The sequence below is a fragment of the Acinetobacter sp. NCu2D-2 genome (genome assembly GCF_001647675.1).
Lineage (GTDB): Bacteria > Pseudomonadota > Gammaproteobacteria > Pseudomonadales > Moraxellaceae > Acinetobacter.
This window is the reverse complement of sequence record NZ_CP015594.1, coordinates 95,135-114,071: the sequence shown is the minus strand read 5'-3', so window position 1 is coordinate 114,071 and position 18,937 is coordinate 95,135. Positions and strand designations below refer to the sequence as shown.

Below are 18,937 nucleotides of genomic sequence, written 5' to 3'. Positions count from 1 at the left end.
TTGACACACTCCCACCACTTTCGACTAGCTCAAGTGGAGGATTCTAAAAGCAAAAGCTCTTAGGCGACTCCCTCACGGATTTCGCTTGCTTTCTGCTTCACAAGGCGACCTTTACCGCATCCACCCTCCACAGACAAAACGGTGTGTCCCACCGCCAAAATATTGCGAGAAGCATTTATATCCGCATTCTCGCTAAAACCACACTCAATACAGTTAAAGTTTGCCTGAGTGAGCCTATTTTCTTTTGCAACATGACCACATGAACTACAAGTCTGACTTGTATATTTAGGGTCAACTTTAACAAGTAAGCCACCTCGCCATTGTTGCTTATACTCCAACATATCAACAAGCATTGACCACCCTTGATCTAGGATTGATTTGTTTAAGCCTGATTTGGCTTTAACATTCTTTCCTTTTTTCTCAATTGAGCCTTTTGCAGACTTCGACATATTAGCTACTTTTAAGTCCTCAACTACGATCATTGCGTGGTTTTTGCTGAGAGTTGTAGTGACTTTGTGCAAGTAGTCATGCCGAATATTGGCAATATGATGATGTAGTTTATTAACTTTTAAATTAAGTTTTTTCCAATTTTCACTGAACTTGGTTTTCTTTTTCAACTTGCGTTGAAGTCTAGCTAATTTCACTTGATTGGCTTTAAAACTATTGATCGGGTTGAATACCTGACCATTAGAGGTTGTGACCAATTTCTTGATGCCAAGATCAACACCAATAGCTGATTTAGATGGGTGAATTGGTGTTTCAATTGTGTTTTCAACACCAAAAGAGATATACCACTTGCCAACATGCTTTGAGATTGTGGCGTTCTTAATCTCGCCTAAAATATCTTGTGATTTTCTAAATTTTACAACGCCAATATCACTAGGCAATTTAACTTGGTTGCCTTTAACCCAACAATACCTATTAAATTGAACAATACGAATTGAATCATAACCATCTGATTTTTTCTTGAATCGTGGCATGAGTGGTCTAAGTTGAATTTCATTACCATCGGGTAATTTAAAAAATTTTGGCTTCTTAGCTTTGAATGGTTTTTGCTTTAGCTTGGCTTGTTCTTTTTTATCGAAGAATTTACCCCAAGCATCACCAAGATCACGAACTTTTTGTTGAAGTGAGACACCATTTGAACTGTTTTCTAAAAAAGCACACTCAGGCTTTTTGCGCAATTCAGGGATTTTATTAACTAAATTAACTTTGTTAATTCGCTCATTATTAGCAAGCATCTCGAATGATGCAGCCAATATCTGATTCCAAACAAAACGTGCAGAACCAAGCAACTTGTTTAAAACAAGCTCCTGTTCTGCATTAGGCTCAAGCCTAAATTTGTACGCTTTGTTGATTTTCATAAATGAGTGTGTATATGTTAATATGTATAAATACTACCACTAATTAAGCCATTCACCAATGACAGAAATATATAAAAACCGACATTCAGCCTTTAATTTGCATGTACATTTAGTGTTTATTACTAAGTACAGAAAGAAAATTCTAGGTGAGTTGCATCATAAGTATTTTATTGAGTGTGCATCTGAAATCCGCAAAGAGTTTGATGCGGAATTAAAGGAATGTAATGGTGAAGCTGACCATGTTCACATGCTTATTCAGTATCCACCGACAGTTCAACTCAGTAAATTGGTAAATAACTTAAAATCAGTAACAAGCAGAAGAATGAGAAATGAGTTTTTGGATTTACGTGGTAGTTATGCAAAACCTGTTTTGTGGTCACGCTCATATTTTGCAGGGTCTTGTGGTGGCGCACCTTTGGATATTATTAAAAAATACATTGAAAACCAACAAGGTTAAAATCCTTGAAATTCACCTCCACCCTGACTGTCGGGTGGAGTCCTCTTTCACTTTAAGATAGATGGCTTTATAAGTGGCGGTCGGTACGATCACGCCTTTACCGATGGTCTTTAATTTTTTAGCCGCAAAAATCGGACCCGTAACAACGTAGACATCTAATTTTTGTTTGGTCACAATGGCACGAGTCGCTTCTTCAAGCTCACGCCATACCTGCTGATTATTTTTCGGTGCTTGCGTTCTGTGTACTACATTCAGTATCATATTTAAACAAAATAACAATAACAAACTGAATAAAAAATAGACAAAATATTTAAAAGCTCTGTTATGCTTTTGATAGGCTTTGTTGCACAAAGATTTGAAATGCAAAGCGCCCCTAATTGAGCCAAATTTAAGGCGTAACTTGGGTAAGTGGTCGACCTAATTCCGTAAATCTGTTGAGGACTGCTACACGTGCATGAATTTCATTCACCTGACTAGGAAAGCTTCTTGCCATTAATTTATCGCCTAATAATTTGATGCAATGCATCTTGGTTTCCACCAAACTGCGGCGATGATAGCCTGACCATTTTTTCCATAATGTCCTGCCTAAACGTTTAACTGTTCGAAGTAATTCATTTCGCTCTAGCGAGCTACTTTTTGTATCTTTCCATGGTTTCGCATTTTTTCTAGGTGGAATCACCGCATGTGCTTGCCGATCTGCAATAACCTGACGGCATTGCTTGGTGTCATAAGCTCCATCGGTATAAACAGAGTCAATCTGCTCATCTTGTGGAATCTGATTAAGTAAATCACCAAGCACCTGTGAATCACTGACATTATTGGTTGTGAGCTGAATAGCGCGTATTTGTAGGATTTTGGCATCTATACCAATATGTAGTTTACGCCATTGGCGACGATATTCAGCTCCATGTTTCTTGCGTTTCCATTCGCCCTCACCTAGAAACTTCATGCCTGTAGAGTCTACGAGTAGATGCAGCCCATCGCTACTTTTTTGGTAGCTGATTGCAATATCAATATGCTTTTGTCTTCTACAAAGCGTACTGTAATCTGGTGCGGTCCAATTTAATCCGCAAAGTTTAATCAGACTTTGCACAAAGCCAGTGACCATACGTAAAGATAGACGGAATAAGGATTTAATCATTAAGCAGCATTGGATGGCTGCGTCGGAGTAGGTTTGATTTCGCCCTTGTTTGCCTTTTGATGGCGCATACCATTGCGTAGCAGGATCAAACCAAATGGCAATATTTCCGCGACTCATGAGTGCTCGGTTATATGCGGGCCAATTGGTTGTGCGGTAGATTTTCTGTGTAGGCTTATTCATTTGGAAATTATATCGCTGAAAAAGCCTTTACAGATAGGTTTGTGCAACAAAGCCCTGATTATTTGTACCGAAGAATTTTAAATATTCATGCATAATCTGCGGATGAAATACTGATCCTAGCCAAAATAATGGACAGCACGTCCCTCTAAAGATAACGTAACTTTAATCTTTGGAGATTCAAGAAATGGCTAAACGTTTTAGTCCTGAATTTAAACAGCAAGCGATTGATTATGCACTTTCAAACTCCCACGAACCTATAGCTGCAATCGCCCAGAAATTAGGTGTGGGTTATTCAACTTTAGACAAATGGATTCGTGAAGCCAATCCAGTAGGTTCAAGCAAACGTCAACTTTCACCAGAACAACAGCGGATCTTAGAATTAGAGAAAGAAGTCAAACAGCTCAGGGAAGCCAATGACATCTTAAAAAAAGCGCATGTGTACTTTCTGACAGATCATGCCAAGAAAAGTACACGGTAATTCAAGATCTGGATGTGAATGAAGTCACTGTATCTTCTGCCTGTCAATGCCTGGGTGTCAGCACTTCAGGCTATTATGCCTGGCGAAAACGCCAGGCCAATCCAGCGCAGAAATATAATGATTTAAAAGCCGTATATTGGCAGCATCATGCACGATTGGGTGCACCTTCATTGGTACATGACATGCATGATTTAGGTTACAGCATGAGCGAACGAACCGTTGGAAGAACGCTTAAAAAGCTTGGTTTACGTAGCAGGATTGCACGTAAATACAAGTATACGACTGATTCAAACCATCGTTTGCCTACAGCGCCTAACTTGTTGGATCGTCAATTTACGGTCAATGAACCCAATAAGATCTGGACAACGGATATTACCTATATCCGTACTAAGCAAGGTTGGCTGTATTTGTGTGTGATGCTGGATCTATTCAGCCGTCGTATTGTCGGTTGGCAAACCAGCCATCGAATAGACCGTCAATTGGTGTATGATGCGTTTCATTATGCAATGGCTCGTCAGGGGTATCCAATGGGTGTCATGGTGCATTCGGACCAAGGCTCACAGTACTGTAGTCGTGATTTTAGGGCGCTATTATTGACGAATAACTGCGTTCAAAGTATGTCACGCAGGGGAAACTGTTGGGATAATGCAGTGACCGAAAGCTTCTTTCATACATTGAAAGGTCATGTGGTCCATGGCAGTGTGTTTGCCACTCGAAAAGAAGCGAATACAGTCTTGTTTGACTATATTGAGATTTATTACAATCGGGTCAGAAGGCATTCCGCAAACGGCTGGTTAAGCCCAGAAGCCTTTGAACAGAAATATTTTAAGAATTTAGAGGGATTTGTTGTCCACGATACTGTCTAGGATCAGAATCCTAATGTTTTTTAATAGGAAAATTGAAGATTTATCTGATCAATTTTAAATTATTTCCATATTAGAATTCACTTATATTAAAATATTGCATAAGTTTTTTATGACATTTTTTTTGGTGCTTAAATCATTCAAAATTTGAAGATGTTCTTGTTGAATAACGTCAATTTGGCAAGCTATTTCTGGATACTCTACCTTTAATTCACTAATGAACACAGCTTCTTTGCTTTTTGTATTTAAACTGTCTGAGATAGTATTCATTTTTTCTTTTAATACTTTTTCAATCTTTTCGTTAATTTTTTTCGCTCTATAATCCACAATTGGTTGTGCCTCTGTGTACAAAAACACTTTACTGTTTTTGGGATTTTTCTTACGTGTTAAATAACCACATTTATAAAGAACATTAGGGTCTGTTGACATTTCAAGTATAGAATTTACCCGATAAAGGTAGCCAAATAAATACACAAGCTAATGCAACTGCACCCTCATAGCTACACTTTAGCTTATCATATCGTGTTGCTATTCCTCTGAACTGCTTTAACCTACAAAATGCATTCTCAACTAAGTGCCTGATTTTATATAAATACCAATCCATATGGTCATTATTTGACTGTGTATTTGATTTTCTTGGAATATTAGCTTTAGTTTTTTTCGCAGATATTTGTTCCCTTAATGATTCAGAGTCATATCCCTTGTCTGCACAACATACTTCCGTTTCACTCAAATCCAGTTTTTCAATCATTTTTGGAGCAATCTTGACGTCATGCGTCGTTCCATCGGAGATAATAATTTCAATTGGATTGCCATCTGCATCAACAGCTAAGTGTATTTTAGAACTATTTCCACCAATGCTTTTAGAAATATCCTGATCTTTTATTCCAGCAGAATGTTGGTGTGCCCGAACATGACTACCGTCAATAAAAACCCATTCCATATCAGCATTTGAAGAAATTAATTTAAATACTTTCATTAGCTTATCATTTTTACACCAACGATTATATTTTTTAAATATTGAGTTATACGAACCAAATTCTTTAGGCAAATCACGCCAAGGACAGCCTGTTCTTATTCTATAAAGTATGGCTTCGACAAAATTTCTCAAATTAGATTTGAAATAGATATCAAAATTTCGGAAAATAGAAAGTAACTTAGACCAGTGTTGATCATTCAGCATTGTACGAGGCATAGCGAGAGTAAAATTGGGTTTGGCGATTTAATTTTACTACCTCGCTATTTTTTTAAGCAACAAATGTCAACAGACCCTAATTCCTTTATAAATTTTTTTCTTATTTTCATCATTGATAAGATCTTCTGATAAAACATTGTTAATAAAAGTCTTAGCCTCCCATTGTTCAATTACAAGCCTCTCAAAAAGATCAAAAAAACGATTATAGAATGGCAATACTCTCTTAGACATCTAGCAATCCAAAATCAAAATGAGGATTATAAGCCGTGGACTTATAAACATCAAAAATTAATAGTTCTATTTTTTACTGATCTATCTGAATGAAAGAGTTAGCTAAAGATATTGGAAAGTTAATACGCAAAAATCGTGAGATTAAAAAAATTAGCCAAGAGCATTTGGCATTACTGACTGGGATAGATAGAAGTTATTTAGGACGTATCGAAAGAGGGGAAGTCAATTTAACTGTCTTAAAACTTTATATAATTGCTAAGTCAATCGATATAAACCCTAAAGATTTATTGCCATAATATTCTATTTTTTTCAAATACTTAAGAACATTTTAAAATATTATTTCTCCGCCAGCCCCATGGAGGAGTGGGACATTTTTCTTTCCATAATCCTATTTCAGATTTACGACTTTCTATTTCTGCATTAGAGTACAATTGACGATCACGATCTGTCTGATCTTTTTGATAAAATTTATAGTGCCAAGCATAACCTTGTTTTATTTGAGACAAATTACAGTCTGTTTCATCTACTAAAACTTTTCCAAGTAACCTTCCATATTTGTCTTTTTCAGTCCATTCAATACGAATTTTTTTAGCTTTATACAAACAGTTAGCTAAAACACGCATGCTCTCTTTACCAAATGCTTGGTCTTTCTCTGGTGCATCAATTCCTTGTAAACGAATTTTTTTCCATTCATCTTTATCTTTTATATGGATGGTATCTCCATCAACAACATATAAAATATTACTAATTACGATACCTGCTGAAGAATAGCGAGGATTATTAGCATAGATAGAAGAAATGCAATTTAGATTTAGAAACAATACTAAACTGCAAGTCATTAATTTATTTAAACTTATTAAGAATTTCAAATGTATTACTTCATCAATCTTAGAAACTGCGGGTTCTTAATTTGCATTTGCATATTATTCTTATATTCCTCTATAGTTCCTCGACCACAAAATCTCTGCCCAATTTTTGCATCAATTTTACCAAAGCGCTCTTCAAACCAACGGTAATCATTATCCCATACTAATATTGTTAATGTTTGGTTTGGATATTTTCTATCCAGATTCAAATAATGTCGATTAGATAAATGCTTTATTTCAACTAATTTACCGCAAGCCATGACTGATTGACCTACATAAAAAGGAGCCTTTATAGCTTCTACTTTCACTTCTGCGGCAAATGCAGAGGACACCATACTTAAACAAAATAAACTTATGCTAAATTTCTTGAACATTATTTTCTTCATGACCTTAAATATTCCAAACAGTTATAAAAACTACTAATGCAACAATAATTATGAGTAAATACCATAGTATAATTTGATCTTTATTAAGTCCCATATTTTTTAAATTACTTTTATTTAATAATTTTGACTTATATACCTCAAGAGCTATACGGTCTTTTTCCAACTTTAAGCTATGTAATCTTTGTGCTTCTAATTTTCGTTTAGCATCATCTTCTGCTTTTTTCCTGTCTCGTTCCTCTTGATCTTTAAAATATTGTTCTAAAACGAGGAGAAAAAAACAAAACCTACTATTCCTATGATGATACCCATAATATTAATTTACTTGCTCTAAACTGCTTAATTCAATCTGTGGCGTACCTCTATATGACGTAATTTCACCAGAAATACAGATACTATTACCCACATATTGATTCAAATTTCCAAAATTAGAAATATCACTTGACCAAACGACAGCTGTTAAATTTTGTCTAGGATAATTATTACCAAAATTTAAATATATGCCTTTTGAAAATTCTTTTATTTGTACAACCTGTCCACAAACTTTCCTGTATTCACCAATATATTTTGACGCGTCGCTAGCATGTATAAATGATGAGTCTTCTGTATGTGATTCAATATTCTGCTCCTGAGCAGTAACCTGTTCCACTTCAATTTGAGGTGAATCATTCACTAGAGGATCAATGTCTGGAGACTCATTAGAAATTTTATTAAAAGAAGGTTCAGAGTCCACAATTTTGCTTACTGTATCTTTAGAATCAGTATATTTAATATCTGAAGATTTTTCATTTTTCAAAATATATGTAGTTATACCTACTATAAAAATAACTATGAGCCCTAATAAAGCCATATGGATATGCTTTATACCAACAGATTTATTTGATGTAACTATTAATTCAGGACTAGTATTAAGCACTTGTTCCGGCCATTGTAGGTTTGTAGCACTTACCTCTTTATCTTGTTTAGATTCTGGGTTGATGTCTTCTTTTGACTTTGCCTTCAATTCATCAATCTGTTGGCTAAGCCCTTTCATCATTTGTGCAATATTTTTTAATTCATCAGTAGTTCCTACCTCATTCGGAGCTTCTTTTTTCTCAGCCATTTGTGCTTTTAAAGCCATAATTGCTGAGTTTAACTTTTTAAGTTCCTGCTCATGATTATTTTTTATGCTAAGTTCTTTTACCTCCAGTAATTCTTTTTGATAATCACTTAGAGATTTTTGTATCTGTTTTCTAGACTCTGCATCATTCATGTGCTTAATTTTTTGCTTATATAAAATTGTCTGAATTTCGTTGATAACTCTATTTGGATTATTCAACCAAGTCGTATTTGCATAACGTACTAAAGTACCAACATTAGCAACTAATGCATTTTGTCTTTCTAAAGTTTTTTCCAATAGATCATTTTGAAATTTAAAACGACCATCAAGCTCGATTGATAAAAAATACCCTTTTTCTGCATTTTTTATACAAAAGTCAATATAACGATTACCTCCATCAAAATCAGTAAAATGATATTGAGGAATAACATCCTCTGGCTTTAAACCATTAATTTTTTTAAGGATATCAATAACAAATCTTTCTTCAAAATCTACAGGGTGCTGCATCAATTTCCTATTGGAATCTAACCAATTTTCCCAAGTTTGCATCATGCACCCGAAATAATAATATTAAAAATATTGTATTAATAAATAAAGTTTTTTCATCAAAAATTAGAATAACTTGGCGAATTCAAACATGAGGTGCGACAGTTTCAAAAGCCTTATGATAATCAACAAGCTGAGCAAATTTCTCTAATGGTGTAAGCCAATCTAACGCTTTTCTAGGGCGAGTATTCAGAGACATGGCAACTTGATTTAAATAATGCTGATCTGCCTGGTTTAAATCAATCCCTTTAGGTAAATATTGCCTAATTAAACCATTCATATTTTCGCATGTGCCTTTCTGCCATGGCGAATGTGGGTCACAGAAATATACATCTATGCCTAAATCTTCTTCGAGGATTTTATGTTCTGACATCTCACGTCCACGGTCATAGGTCAATGTTTTACGCAGTTCTGCAGGTAAATATTTCAGAGCTTCAGTTAAAGCCTTGCGCACTGATTCTGCCTTTGCATCAGGTAATGTTGCCAAGATACAGAGCCGTGTATTTCGTTCAATAAGTGTTGCTATCGAACTTTTATTGTCTTTACCTTTAATTAAATCAGCTTCCCAATGACCCGGTATTTTTCTTTCTTGAACTTCGGCTGGGCGCTCATGAATAGTTTTAATATCCTGTAATATAGAATCTTTTTTAGGTTCACCGGTAGCTTTTCGCTTTTTATTTTCATGACGCAGACAGGATAATAAGTCTTTTTTCAACTCACCCTTTGGTAATGCTCGTATCGTTGAATAAATCGTTGTATGGCTTACATTCATTGTTTGATCCAAATCAGGAAATGTCTTTAAACGCTTTGCTATTTGCTGAGGAGACCATAAACAACGGATCGCTTCAACAATAAATTTCCAGAGGATTGAATCGGTTTTGAGTTTTCTGTGACCATGTCTACGTCTAGCGAAGGTGTTATCAGAAGCATATTGAGCTTGATAAACGTCATTGATGCTGTTTCTTTTAAGCTCACGATAGATCGTACTAGGATGTCTTTTAATGAGTTCAGCAAATTTTCTGGGTGAAAAGCCTTCTTTTCTTGACTCAAGCATTAATGCAGTACGATCTTCAAAGTTAAGATGATGGTATGACAATTTTATATACTCCATAAACCCTTTAAATTAATTAGGTGGTTTATGTCGCACTTCAAGTTTTACTCTGCCCTTCTTTGTTGATATTATCATAAACAACTTATTCAAAGCTAAACTTCTTCTGAAGCATGCTTATATCTTTTTCTGAAATATCAGTTGCACATTGACTTTCGGCATCCCAATAAGAATATTCAATTTCTTTATCTGATGCTAAGTCATTTGGGCTTAAAGGAAGACTATATGTATTTCTTTTTTGATCTTCCTCTAACTGAGGAAAAATATTAATTCCAGTGAGATCTTCCAACGCACATACACTGATCACCTGCACTTTTGGAACAGTATTTTTCAGGGTATTTTCGGCATAGTACACACCTGCAACCCCTGTTTTTGGCATATATATGGCTTTATAGGTTGCTGTTGGAACAATGACCCCCCTACCTATCGTTTTAAGTTTTTTCGTAGCAAATACTGGTCCAGTAACCACATATACATCTTGATTCTTCTTAATCGCAATACCCCGTATTAAATATTCTATTTTTGTTAGTACTTCTAAATTTGCAACTGGTGCTATATTCGCCAATGAAAAACTGTCAAATTGAGCAGTTTTATTTGGCATATCTGCATTTGGAGCTAAACGCCAACGAATATATCCAGAACCACGATAGTCTGAAAGCTTAGAACGATAATCAAGAGGAATCCTTTCCTCTTCATGAAAATTAACTTCTCTAGGCACATTTTGACTTAATCGTTGAACAGTTAAACGCTCAGCTACCCAAAGTGGAGTTTTTGATACTCCTGAGTACATCAGATTAAAACCATTAAAACATAATGGATAAGTATCTCTCTGCAAACTCTCTTTATTTAAATAGGGTGGAACATTTTTGTAAAACTGTTCTAAGCATTTTTTATCCCCTATTGGATAGAGCTTAACCAAAGTTGTTGATACCTGATCATAATAGAAAGCTAATCCAAAACTACTGATTGCTATAATTGCTAAAACTACTTTAATAAAATTTCCAGATAAAAAACCAGAGTCAGTTTTATATTGACTTTTATGTTTTGGCATAACAATCCGACTAATTAATAAAAATATACATTATTTAAAATAATCTCTTAATGAAGAATTTTAACAATTAAACTTTGCAGAAAGTTCTGCAACCATTCCAAAAATTTTGATTTTATATTCTCAATGAATATATCTTGTTCTTTAACAGGCTGACTAGATGAATTATAACTAGACCCATTACTGTTAATGAATCCAAATTTTATTCCTGTCTCAGTAACAAATTCTTCATAAGATATTGGTTCAGGTACAATCTTTATAGATTCATTTTTAATGAGATATACCCAAACTTTATCTTCGCTAGGGTTATAAATTAATTTAAATATTCTAGATGGTTTCCAAACTCTATTTTTACCGATCTTAACTGAATTTTCTTTTTTATCGAAAATAATGCCAGAAAGAATATAAGTATCTCCTTCAGATCTTAAGATATATTTTCTAACATCAGTCTCAATTTTTTTCCATGGACCTCTATTATTGTCTGAATCTTGCGGAAAAATATTAGATAATGCAAAAGTTTGAGCCATACCCCGAGCCGTAATTGAATTACCAGCTGGTACTAGATGTCCTCTATCAACGCTAGGCCGAACATTTTTATAATCAGATGCTTTTGCTCTACCTTTAGTAGGTATTCTAGGATCAGAATAAAAGAAATCTGTCCGTTTCAAACCTTCACTTTTATTTTTAATTTGTTTAGCACTTAATTTTTCAATAACTAGAAGCGGTGTTTTAGTGCGATCTGAATATACTACAGCAAAGTTATCAGAACATAACTCCCTTATACTCCACTTCATTTTATTAAAATATGTTAACTCAGTTGTCTCTTTTGGATTTTTTTTAGGAAATAAATCAGAACAACCATCAAATGAATTTTGTTTTTGTTTACTGCTATATAATTCTATCGGTCTTTTCTTAGCAATTTCTGAATAATCTATAACACTAATATTTTCTTTAGCAAACACTAATGAACTATTTAGGCAGATACTAAATATGATTAAATAAAAACTAAATTTCACGATTATCCACTTAATAAAAAATTTATATGATATAAAAATATGATTATCATATTTTTATAATTGTTTAAAAACAAATACTTAATACCAAATATGATATGATTAGATGGACAGAAATTGCGGCACCATGTTGGCTAGCGAAAAACTATCAAACTGTGCGGCTTTGGTTGGCATATCTGCATTCGGTGCCATATGTCCACGGTCATAACCTGAGGCACGATAGTCCGCTAAAGTTGCACGATGTGCAGATTTAACTCTCTCTTCCTCATGGAAATTATCTTCACGCGGAATTTTTTGACTTAAGCGCGACGGCGTTAACAGCTCTGCCACCCATAATGGTGTCTTTGAAACACCTGAATAAGCCACATTAAAGCCATTAAAACACAGTGAATAGCTGTCTTTTTTCAGACTTTCTTTTACTAAATAAGGCGGAACATCACGATAAAACTGATCTAGACATGCTGTATTAGACCCTGAAGATAGCGAAACCAATTGGCTAATTTTTTCTTGCCCAAAAGCAATTGCAAAACTCCCTGAAGCGACCACGCCAAGAATGATTTTTACCGTATTTTCATTTAAAAACTGAGTAATTAAATTTTTTGAATTCCGTTGCTTCTTTGCCATATTGAACAGCTACTTTTGTACATCTACCGCATTGAGCCTGAGCTTAACAAGCTGCGTAAATGAAGTATATCAAGCACTCGTTATTTGCTGAATAAATAAGCATTGATGCGTCATTTTATGTCGCACTTAGATCCATTCTTGCTGAATCCTGCACCGTATTTATTCATAACAGTCTTTTATTCTTTATTTTTAAATTTTATTTTTCACATAAAAAACCAGAGACTAGCTCTGGTTTTCATTTCACAATATTTCAAAATTTAGATTTCGATCTGGCTACCCAATTCAACAACACGGTTGGTCGGAATTTGGTAAAAATCGCTCACAGGACTGGTATTGCGTTGCATGGAAATAAACAGTTTTTCACGCCAAGGCGCCATGCCATCTCCAACTGTATGAATAATACGATCACGCGAAATAAAGAAACTCATTTGCATTAAATCGTATTCAAAGTCCCATTCAGCATAGGCCTGTTGCATAGCTTGAGGAATATTGGGCTGATCTTTAAAGCCAAAATACATATAGATCCGATAAAAGTGTTGATCCAGCTTTTCGACTTTAACTCGTTCATCGGCAGGCACAAAAGGAATATCACGCGTCACTACCGTAACCATAATATTACGTTCATGTAAAACTTTGTTATGCTTAATATTATGCAACATAGCATGTGGCACAATATTCGGCGTTCCAGTCAGGAAAATCGCATCTCCCGGAACAAATTTGGTTCCACCACCCATCGACACACTTTTAATAAACAACTCGATTGGCAGCGCATCTTGTTCCATACGTTTCAGCACCAATGCACGACCATCTTTCCATGTCATCAATACTGTAAACAGGACTGCTCCAAGCATGATTGGCACCCATCCCCCTGAAATAATTTTCAATGACGTCGATGCCACGAAAATAAAATCGAGGATTAAAAATGGTGTCGCGAATAACAATACTTTCCAAATTGGCCAGCGCCAAAAACCATAGGCCAATATCGAAATCAGAATCGTTCCACAAAGCATGGTCATAGTGACCGCCACGCCATAAGCACTGGCTAGATTGGCACTATTTTCAAACAGTGCAATCAGAATCACGACTGAGATAAACAGCATCCAATTAATAAATGGCAAATAAATCTGTCCACGTTCAACTGCAGAAGTATGTCGTACGGTTAAGCGTGGTAAATAGCGTAATTGAATCGCTTGATTGACCATTGAAAAAACGCCAGTAATGACCGCCTGTGAAGCAATGACCGCTGCTGCTGTCGCTAAACCAATCATTGGATACAACGCCCAATTCGGAATCAGCATATAGAATGGATTGGTCAGGGCATTGGCATCACGAAGCAGTAAAGCCCCTTGCCCTGCATAGTTCAGGAGTAAACAAGGTAATACAATAATGAACCATGCCAATCGAATCGGAAGACGTCCAAAATGCCCCATATCGGCATAGATCGCTTCACCACCCGTCATCGTGAGAATAACTGCGCCCATAGTTAGAAACGCCACATAAGGCTGATCAAAGACAAAATGGAAAGCCCAATAAGGATTGACCATCGCCAAGACTTCAGGCGTTTGCAGAATACTCCACAAACCAAAACCACCTATAGATAAAAACCAAGTCAGTGTTAATGGACCAAAGAACTTACCCATCGTCGCTGTACCGTGACGCTGAATAAAGAATAACCCCGCCAAGATCCCGATTGATAAAGGCATAAGCCAGTCATTAAAAACAGGCGTTGCAATACTCAGACCTTCAATGGCAGACAGAATGGAGATCGCAGGCGTAATGATGCCATCACCAAAAAATAGTGAAGCGCCGACAAAACCAAGGGCAATCAGATAGATCTTTTTATCATCCGAAATTAAGGTCGTCCGCAGATTCAATGCCAATAAAGACATGATTCCGCCCTCACCATTGTTGTCGGCACGCATGATAATGGTCACATACTTAAAACTGACGGTAAGCATGATGCACCAAAATATCAGTGACAAAATTCCCAATACTGAGGCTTCGCTAATCGCTAGATGTGCGGTAAGAAAACATTGTCGCAGTGCGTAGAGAGGGCTGGTGCCAATGTCACCAAAAACGACCCCAAGCGCAGCAAGTGTTACCACTGGGAGAGCTGCTTTATGTGCAGTGCTTTGCATATATTGTCTTCGTTTTAAAGCATTTTTGCAGATCATAGCACCAGACTAAAACTTTTTCTTCAAATCAATTGTTTCAGCTTGGCATGATTCTGTTTTTTCTATATTATGCACCGCCATGGTGAAGTGTCCGAGTGGCTGAAGGAGCACGCCTGGAAAGTGTGTATACGTTTATAGCGTATCGAGGGTTCGAATCCCTCTTTCACCGCCAAAATTGCTTGTTACTGGACTATACCGTAGTACTAAAAGGTTTGAATCTAAAGGGTTCAAGCCTTTTTTTTCGTCTTTGCAATCTTATACAGTCTTGTAGTATCCAGAGATATTTGACGGTATATTTAAAAATAAAATTTTAACCAAGGTATTCAAGCTAAAAACTAGACCCACCAGTATTTGCGTTATTTATCATGAAAATATTGTAAATCGATTGTTTTTTGTTAGCATGAAGGTCATTACTGAGGGGTATAATAATGAAAAAACTTATTTTAATTGGTTTAACAACTTTAGCATCAGGAATTGCCTGCGCAGATCAAGCTTTGAATGTGCAATATGGTCAACCTGCTGCCTTGGGGACAACACCAAACTATGTTTCAACAACTGTAGCATCTGACCAAGTCAATAATGCATTTACCTTACATGGTGGTTATACAGGGTGGAAAGTAGATTCAAGTGCTATTGGTGGAAAAGCACGTTTTCATGGTTTCCATCTTGGTTCAACTTATGATTTTGACCAACGTGGTGTATGGACTAAGTACGAGCATCAATCTGATGATGACTTTAAAAACGAGCAAGTGTCTTTTGGTGGACAATACACGTTCTACAATAAAAACAATACTTATGCGCTCGCACAAGCAGGTATTGGCTATATGTGGTCTGATTTAAAATATAGCAGCACAGACGTTTCTATCGAATTTGATCCTGATACGGGAGAAGAAACTGACCGTACAGAAACAACCACTAAAACCGATGCTAAAGCACGTAATATTTTCATTCCTGTAAATATTGAATTAGGTCACTACTTTACGCCTCAACTTGCTGCATATGCAGGTCTTGGTTATAAGTGGTCACAAAATACCAGCATTCGCGGCACAGAAACTGTTGGAGATGAAACCACTACATTAAAAGGTCGTAGCGGTTCACTTGACCTACACGGCACAAGCTATAACTTCGGTCTGAAATATCGCTTCTAATCTTTAAATTCTAGACCTTATTAAAAAAGCCACAACTATGTGGCTTTTTTATTTTCTTATAAAAATTGGCATAAAAATAGCTTAATTCTATTGTCACAAAACTTATGTTATGTTCAATTTAAACCTAATAAATAAGGAGAAAACCATTTTAATAAAAGACTTAGTTCACTCTTGATCTTCACTTCATGTCCACTCAGGTTCACTGCTATTCTAAGGAGCGAATATGAATAACAGCGCAAACTATGTAAAACAGATCAAAAATGCTAAACGTGGCGGTTATACCCCGACCATCGCCAAAGATGTCAATAAACATAAAATTCAGAAAGCTTTACGTCTCATTGAACAATGGAGAAGCCTCGCTCAAGAACTTAAACCTCAGTTACAATTTGATATGGCATTCACCTTAGAAGAATGCGCGCAAGACCTCGACAAAGTGCTAAGAAGCCGTTAATTATTTCCATATATTATTCACTCGTCAAATTTTCGCCTGTAGCTCCACATGCAGGCGAAATTATTTTTACGCAATTTATTTCACTGATTTAATGTTTTTACCTATGCAGAGTAGCGCAAAAAATTTAAACGGTTATTTTTTGGCTTGCATGGCTAAAAAAAATCTGTAGAATGCATCCCACAACGCCGGCATAGCTCAGTTGGTAGAGCAACTGACTTGTAATCAGTAGGTCCACAGTTCGAATCCGTGTGCCGGCACCATTTCTTAGCCTCGCTTCTTAGTGAGGCTTTGATGTTTTTAAAGCCCGCATTTTTCTATTTTATGCTTTGTGCAGTCACTTGTACGTATTTGACAAAACCATCTCTAAATAATTTCTCACATAGCTTTGCCGTCATTTGAATTTTAAATTCATCTAACTTAGTACTCGTTTTTTCTTTTAAGCGTCCTTTTGAATTTAAATCCTGTTTTACGTAATGCGCAAAACCCGATAAGACCTGTGCTGATAAATCCTCAATCTCAATATCTTTAAATTCAAACTGTTCCAATATATTTTTTAGCTGTGATGCCGTTTTTAACTCATTGAAGTGTACATCTGCAGATTTTAGCAACATTCGATATTGTAATTTTTGTAATGAATTTAAATGTTGCCCTTGATCTGACCAAATTAGCGTGTGAAATCCGATTCGTGCTTTTGAATTCAAAACACTGTTTATGTTGTCGAGCAACGTGATTAATGGGCTGTGATAGGCCGCATCAATACACATCACCACATCAAATTTCTGTGAAAACTGGATCTCTTTCAGTTTTAAAAAAGATGCATGATAAATGGCATTTAAATCAGGAATTTGTTCCCTTATACGCGCAACATGCTGTGCCTGTAACTCAACGCCTGCCAAATATTGTACCTGATAATGCTGTTGCCAAAACAATAAACTCGCACCTTGCCCACAACCTAAATCAAGCAGTTTATCTTTTGAATTTAAATTCACAGCTTGAGCAAGATGATCTGCCAATTGCGCGCAAGCCAACACATAATCATGCTGACCTGCTTGCCAATATCCCAAATTACTCCAAGGCAAGCTCGACTGATCACCTAACATTGCAGCATTAATTGCATATTTATGTTCAGATAATTTGGTCTTGAATGCTTTGGGTAAATGCATTTTAGTAGCCCAACTGCGGTGCAACTTCAACCACAGGTTTTAAACCTGCAAATGGCAGTGGAGCAGCAAAGATTTCACCAATCTTCATCGCGGAGGTTACGGCAGATTCTAAAATCGGTAAGCCATCACATGACCATGAGCCACAATAAAAGACTTTACGATTGGCATCCAAGTGACGTTGTTGAAGCTCTTTATTCAAGGCAACTGTATCAGCATCGACGACTGCTCGCGTTAAGGTGACAGATGAGATCACTTTTTTCGGGTCAATCTCAGTCACAGGACGCCATGTTTGGAATACGGCAGACTTGCCGACTAAACTCGGTTCAATCGAATTCAGCCAAACAGTAAATTGCTGACGAGTGAATTTACGATCCATCATATAACTCAGAACTGCCCAATCTTTACGTTTTGGCGGCATTACAGAAGCATCGGTATGAATAACCAATTCACCCTGCTCAAATTTAAATTTCTTTAGCAATTCGATATCATTAGCAAATTGGTTCACATCTAGGAATTGTTCAATATTCGTGGTTGGTGTCGCTACAATCACACGATCAAACAGTTTCGAATACCCTGCCGCATTCTCTACCTTAACCTGATCACCTTGCTCTTGTACCAAAGTAATTGCAGCACCATCTTCAATATGGATACCTTCAATTAGTTTATCAACCAATGCAGGTGTTCCACCTTGCATGCGAAGTAAAGCATCTCCATCAGTAAGTTGACGCAGGAAAATCAATAATGGTTTCGCAGGCCATTCACCAATAGTTTTCGGATCACAGGTACAAATCGTATAAAGTACCGGCATCACCGCACCATGCCAAAAAACTTCCTCAATTTCATTGCGATTGATGAATTCAGCCAAGCTGATCTCTTGATGTTGAGATTTAAAAAACTTGGTTAAAGCCGCTTTCAGTTGCAGTAAACCTTTGACCAAACGCCAGCCATATTGCTGTAAACCTTTACGGTTATTAATAATCGGGAAGTTACCAATTCGACTACGTGACGTCGTTAACCATGTTTCTGTCTTATCTTCAAATAACCAGCTACATGCCATATAGGTACGCACTGGAAAGGTTTTAATGCCTAAATGAGTCGCAAGGCTCAGCGTGTTTTTCCATAAATGAGGGTTCATCACACGTAAAGGTGCATCAATTAAACCACCTTCAAACTCCAGACTATGACTGTCCATACCACGACCTTGAAGTGCTTCAAAAATCGTAATCTGATGTCCTGCATCTTGAAGAATTCTGGCTGTTGCCAGTCCGGCCATGCCACTCCCAATTACTGCGATATCCAAACTGATCATCCATTATTAAAAACTTTTCGAAATTATGACCTAAGCATTGAGCAATGATGTTATTAAAATCTTCCATATTGCAGGCTTTTCACCAAAATCAAACAG

At 36.3% G+C, this 18,937-nt stretch carries 18 protein-coding genes, 2 tRNA genes and 2 pseudogenes; 7 read left to right on the top strand and 15 right to left on the bottom strand.

From position 1 onward, the window contains the following. Nucleotides 1-59 precede the first annotated feature (59 nt). The gene (locus A3K93_RS00525) at nucleotides 60-1,364 is read right to left on the bottom strand and encodes an RNA-guided endonuclease InsQ/TnpB family protein (protein ID WP_067727950.1); all 1,305 of its coding nucleotides are present in this window, start codon (nucleotides 1,362-1,364) and stop codon (nucleotides 60-62) included. Nucleotides 1,365-1,422: 58 nt separating this feature from the next. Here A3K93_RS00525 and tnpA point away from each other — a divergent pair, with 58 nt between their 5' ends. Further along, nucleotides 1,423-1,821 (top strand): IS200/IS605 family transposase, encoded by a 399-nt coding sequence (tnpA, locus tag A3K93_RS00520; RefSeq protein ID WP_067727863.1) that lies wholly within the window; start codon nucleotides 1,423-1,425, stop codon nucleotides 1,819-1,821. A 54-nt stretch (nucleotides 1,822-1,875) separates the two neighbouring features. Here tnpA and A3K93_RS14590 read toward each other — a convergent pair. Together A3K93_RS14590 and A3K93_RS00510 are read right to left on the bottom strand one after the other, a co-directional pair. Next, nucleotides 1,876-2,055: pseudogene (locus tag A3K93_RS14590) on the bottom strand (DNA/RNA non-specific endonuclease); the annotation flags it as partial. Nucleotides 2,056-2,209: 154 nt separating this feature from the next. Then, the gene (locus A3K93_RS00510; protein WP_081408488.1) at nucleotides 2,210-3,142 is read right to left on the bottom strand and encodes an IS5-like element IS17 family transposase; all 933 of its coding nucleotides are present in this window, start codon (nucleotides 3,140-3,142) and stop codon (nucleotides 2,210-2,212) included. A 184-nt stretch (nucleotides 3,143-3,326) separates the two neighbouring features. Between A3K93_RS00510 and A3K93_RS00500 the strand changes: the two genes are divergently transcribed. After that, nucleotides 3,327-4,486, top strand: a protein-coding gene (locus A3K93_RS00500) for an IS3 family transposase (protein ID WP_101494806.1) whose coding sequence is annotated in 2 segments (ribosomal slippage) — nucleotides 3,327-3,561 and nucleotides 3,561-4,486 — 1,161 coding nt in all. Because the reading frame shifts where the segments join, the coding sequence is not laid out codon by codon here. Between the two features lie 81 nt (nucleotides 4,487-4,567). Here the strand turns inward: A3K93_RS00500 and A3K93_RS00495 are convergent. Together A3K93_RS00495 and A3K93_RS00490 are read right to left on the bottom strand one after the other, a co-directional pair. Further along, the gene (locus A3K93_RS00495) at nucleotides 4,568-4,912 is read right to left on the bottom strand and encodes a hypothetical protein (protein WP_067727943.1); all 345 of its coding nucleotides are present in this window, start codon (nucleotides 4,910-4,912) and stop codon (nucleotides 4,568-4,570) included. Between the two features lies 1 nt (nucleotide 4,913). Next, nucleotides 4,914-5,678 carry an IS5 family transposase gene (locus A3K93_RS00490; protein ID WP_067727941.1) on the bottom strand — a complete coding sequence of 255 codons (765 nt, stop codon included), beginning with the start codon at nucleotides 5,676-5,678 and terminating at the stop codon, nucleotides 4,914-4,916. A 320-nt stretch (nucleotides 5,679-5,998) separates the two neighbouring features. On the opposite strand from A3K93_RS00490, the gene A3K93_RS00485 reads away from it, so the two are divergent. After that, entirely contained in the window at nucleotides 5,999-6,205 is a 207-nt protein-coding gene (locus A3K93_RS00485; RefSeq protein WP_067727935.1) for a helix-turn-helix domain-containing protein, read from the top strand. Nucleotides 6,206-6,226: 21 nt separating this feature from the next. Here the strand turns inward: A3K93_RS00485 and A3K93_RS00480 are convergent, their stop codons facing one another. The 8 genes and pseudogenes from A3K93_RS00480 to A3K93_RS00445 all read right to left on the bottom strand — a co-directional run bounded on the left by A3K93_RS00480 (nucleotide 6,227) and on the right by A3K93_RS00445 (nucleotide 14,734). Then, a complete protein-coding gene (locus A3K93_RS00480) occupies nucleotides 6,227-6,778 on the bottom strand; it encodes a thermonuclease family protein (protein WP_157883248.1) in 552 nt (183 codons plus the stop codon). 5 nt (nucleotides 6,779-6,783) lie between these two features. After that, a complete protein-coding gene (locus tag A3K93_RS00475) occupies nucleotides 6,784-7,161 on the bottom strand; it encodes a hypothetical protein (protein ID WP_227509873.1) in 378 nt (125 codons plus the stop codon). Between the two features lie 313 nt (nucleotides 7,162-7,474). Continuing rightward, entirely contained in the window at nucleotides 7,475-8,809 is a 1,335-nt protein-coding gene (locus A3K93_RS00470) for a hypothetical protein (protein ID WP_157883247.1), read from the bottom strand. A gap of 79 nt (nucleotides 8,810-8,888) precedes the next feature. Then, complete coding sequence (locus tag A3K93_RS00465; protein ID WP_081408487.1) at nucleotides 8,889-9,914, bottom strand: IS30-like element ISAba125 family transposase; 1,026 nt, start codon at nucleotides 9,912-9,914, stop codon at nucleotides 8,889-8,891. An 82-nt stretch (nucleotides 9,915-9,996) separates the two neighbouring features. Then, a complete protein-coding gene (locus A3K93_RS00460) occupies nucleotides 9,997-10,962 on the bottom strand; it encodes a DNA/RNA non-specific endonuclease (protein WP_067727928.1) in 966 nt (321 codons plus the stop codon). Between the two features lie 47 nt (nucleotides 10,963-11,009). Then, nucleotides 11,010-11,921 carry a DNA/RNA non-specific endonuclease gene (locus A3K93_RS00455; RefSeq protein ID WP_157883246.1) on the bottom strand — a complete coding sequence of 304 codons (912 nt, stop codon included), beginning with the start codon at nucleotides 11,919-11,921 and terminating at the stop codon, nucleotides 11,010-11,012. A gap of 168 nt (nucleotides 11,922-12,089) precedes the next feature. Next, a pseudogene (locus A3K93_RS00450) lies at nucleotides 12,090-12,596 on the bottom strand (DNA/RNA non-specific endonuclease); the annotation flags it as partial. A 257-nt stretch (nucleotides 12,597-12,853) separates the two neighbouring features. After that, the gene (locus A3K93_RS00445; protein WP_067727926.1) at nucleotides 12,854-14,734 is read right to left on the bottom strand and encodes a potassium transporter Kup; all 1,881 of its coding nucleotides are present in this window, start codon (nucleotides 14,732-14,734) and stop codon (nucleotides 12,854-12,856) included. A 117-nt stretch (nucleotides 14,735-14,851) separates the two neighbouring features. On the opposite strand from A3K93_RS00445, the gene A3K93_RS00440 reads away from it, so the two are divergent. The 4 genes from A3K93_RS00440 (at nucleotide 14,852) to A3K93_RS00425 (ending at nucleotide 16,629) form a co-directional block, all read left to right on the top strand. After that, nucleotides 14,852-14,942: transfer RNA gene (locus A3K93_RS00440), tRNA-Ser, on the top strand. Nucleotides 14,943-15,198: 256 nt separating this feature from the next. Next, the gene (locus A3K93_RS00435; RefSeq protein WP_067727925.1) at nucleotides 15,199-15,918 is read left to right on the top strand and encodes a hypothetical protein; all 720 of its coding nucleotides are present in this window, start codon (nucleotides 15,199-15,201) and stop codon (nucleotides 15,916-15,918) included. Nucleotides 15,919-16,141: 223 nt separating this feature from the next. After that, nucleotides 16,142-16,369, top strand: a complete 228-nt coding sequence (locus A3K93_RS00430) for a hypothetical protein (RefSeq protein ID WP_067727924.1) — start codon at nucleotides 16,142-16,144, stop codon at nucleotides 16,367-16,369. A 184-nt stretch (nucleotides 16,370-16,553) separates the two neighbouring features. Further along, nucleotides 16,554-16,629 (top strand) — tRNA-Thr (locus A3K93_RS00425). A 54-nt stretch (nucleotides 16,630-16,683) separates the two neighbouring features. On the opposite strand, the gene A3K93_RS00420 is transcribed toward A3K93_RS00425, so the two are convergent. Both A3K93_RS00420 and A3K93_RS00415 read right to left on the bottom strand, forming a co-directional pair. Beyond that, the gene (locus A3K93_RS00420; protein WP_067727922.1) at nucleotides 16,684-17,532 is read right to left on the bottom strand and encodes an SAM-dependent methyltransferase; all 849 of its coding nucleotides are present in this window, start codon (nucleotides 17,530-17,532) and stop codon (nucleotides 16,684-16,686) included. Nucleotide 17,533: 1 nt separating this feature from the next. Then, nucleotides 17,534-18,841, bottom strand: coding sequence for an FAD-dependent oxidoreductase (locus A3K93_RS00415; RefSeq protein ID WP_067727921.1), 1,308 nt, complete (start codon nucleotides 18,839-18,841; stop codon nucleotides 17,534-17,536). Nucleotides 18,842-18,937: the final 96 nt, after the last annotated feature.

Bases quoted from the DNA above. Each gene is read 5' to 3' on its own strand.
- A3K93_RS00525 (WP_067727950.1), bottom strand. From the start codon at position 1,364: ATGAAAATCAACAAAGCGTACAAATTTAGGCTTGAGCCTAATGCAGAA.
- tnpA (WP_067727863.1), top strand. From the start codon at position 1,423: ATGACAGAAATATATAAAAACCGACATTCAGCCTTTAATTTGCATGTA.
- A3K93_RS00510 (WP_081408488.1), bottom strand. From the start codon at position 3,142: ATGAATAAGCCTACACAGAAAATCTACCGCACAACCAATTGGCCCGCA.
- A3K93_RS00495 (WP_067727943.1), bottom strand. From the start codon at position 4,912: ATGTCAACAGACCCTAATGTTCTTTATAAATGTGGTTATTTAACACGT.
- A3K93_RS00490 (WP_067727941.1), bottom strand. From the start codon at position 5,678: ATGCCTCGTACAATGCTGAATGATCAACACTGGTCTAAGTTACTTTCT.
- A3K93_RS00485 (WP_067727935.1), top strand. From the start codon at position 5,999: ATGAAAGAGTTAGCTAAAGATATTGGAAAGTTAATACGCAAAAATCGT.
- A3K93_RS00475 (WP_227509873.1), bottom strand. From the start codon at position 7,161: ATGAAGAAAATAATGTTCAAGAAATTTAGCATAAGTTTATTTTGTTTA.
- A3K93_RS00470 (WP_157883247.1), bottom strand. From the start codon at position 8,809: ATGATGCAAACTTGGGAAAATTGGTTAGATTCCAATAGGAAATTGATG.
- A3K93_RS00465 (WP_081408487.1), bottom strand. From the start codon at position 9,914: ATGGAGTATATAAAATTGTCATACCATCATCTTAACTTTGAAGATCGT.
- A3K93_RS00460 (WP_067727928.1), bottom strand. From the start codon at position 10,962: ATGCCAAAACATAAAAGTCAATATAAAACTGACTCTGGTTTTTTATCT.
- A3K93_RS00445 (WP_067727926.1), bottom strand. From the start codon at position 14,734: ATGCAAAGCACTGCACATAAAGCAGCTCTCCCAGTGGTAACACTTGCT.
- A3K93_RS00435 (WP_067727925.1), top strand. From the start codon at position 15,199: ATGAAAAAACTTATTTTAATTGGTTTAACAACTTTAGCATCAGGAATT.
- A3K93_RS00430 (WP_067727924.1), top strand. From the start codon at position 16,142: ATGAATAACAGCGCAAACTATGTAAAACAGATCAAAAATGCTAAACGT.
- A3K93_RS00420 (WP_067727922.1), bottom strand. From the start codon at position 17,532: ATGCATTTACCCAAAGCATTCAAGACCAAATTATCTGAACATAAATAT.
- A3K93_RS00415 (WP_067727921.1), bottom strand. From the start codon at position 18,841: ATGATCAGTTTGGATATCGCAGTAATTGGGAGTGGCATGGCCGGACTG.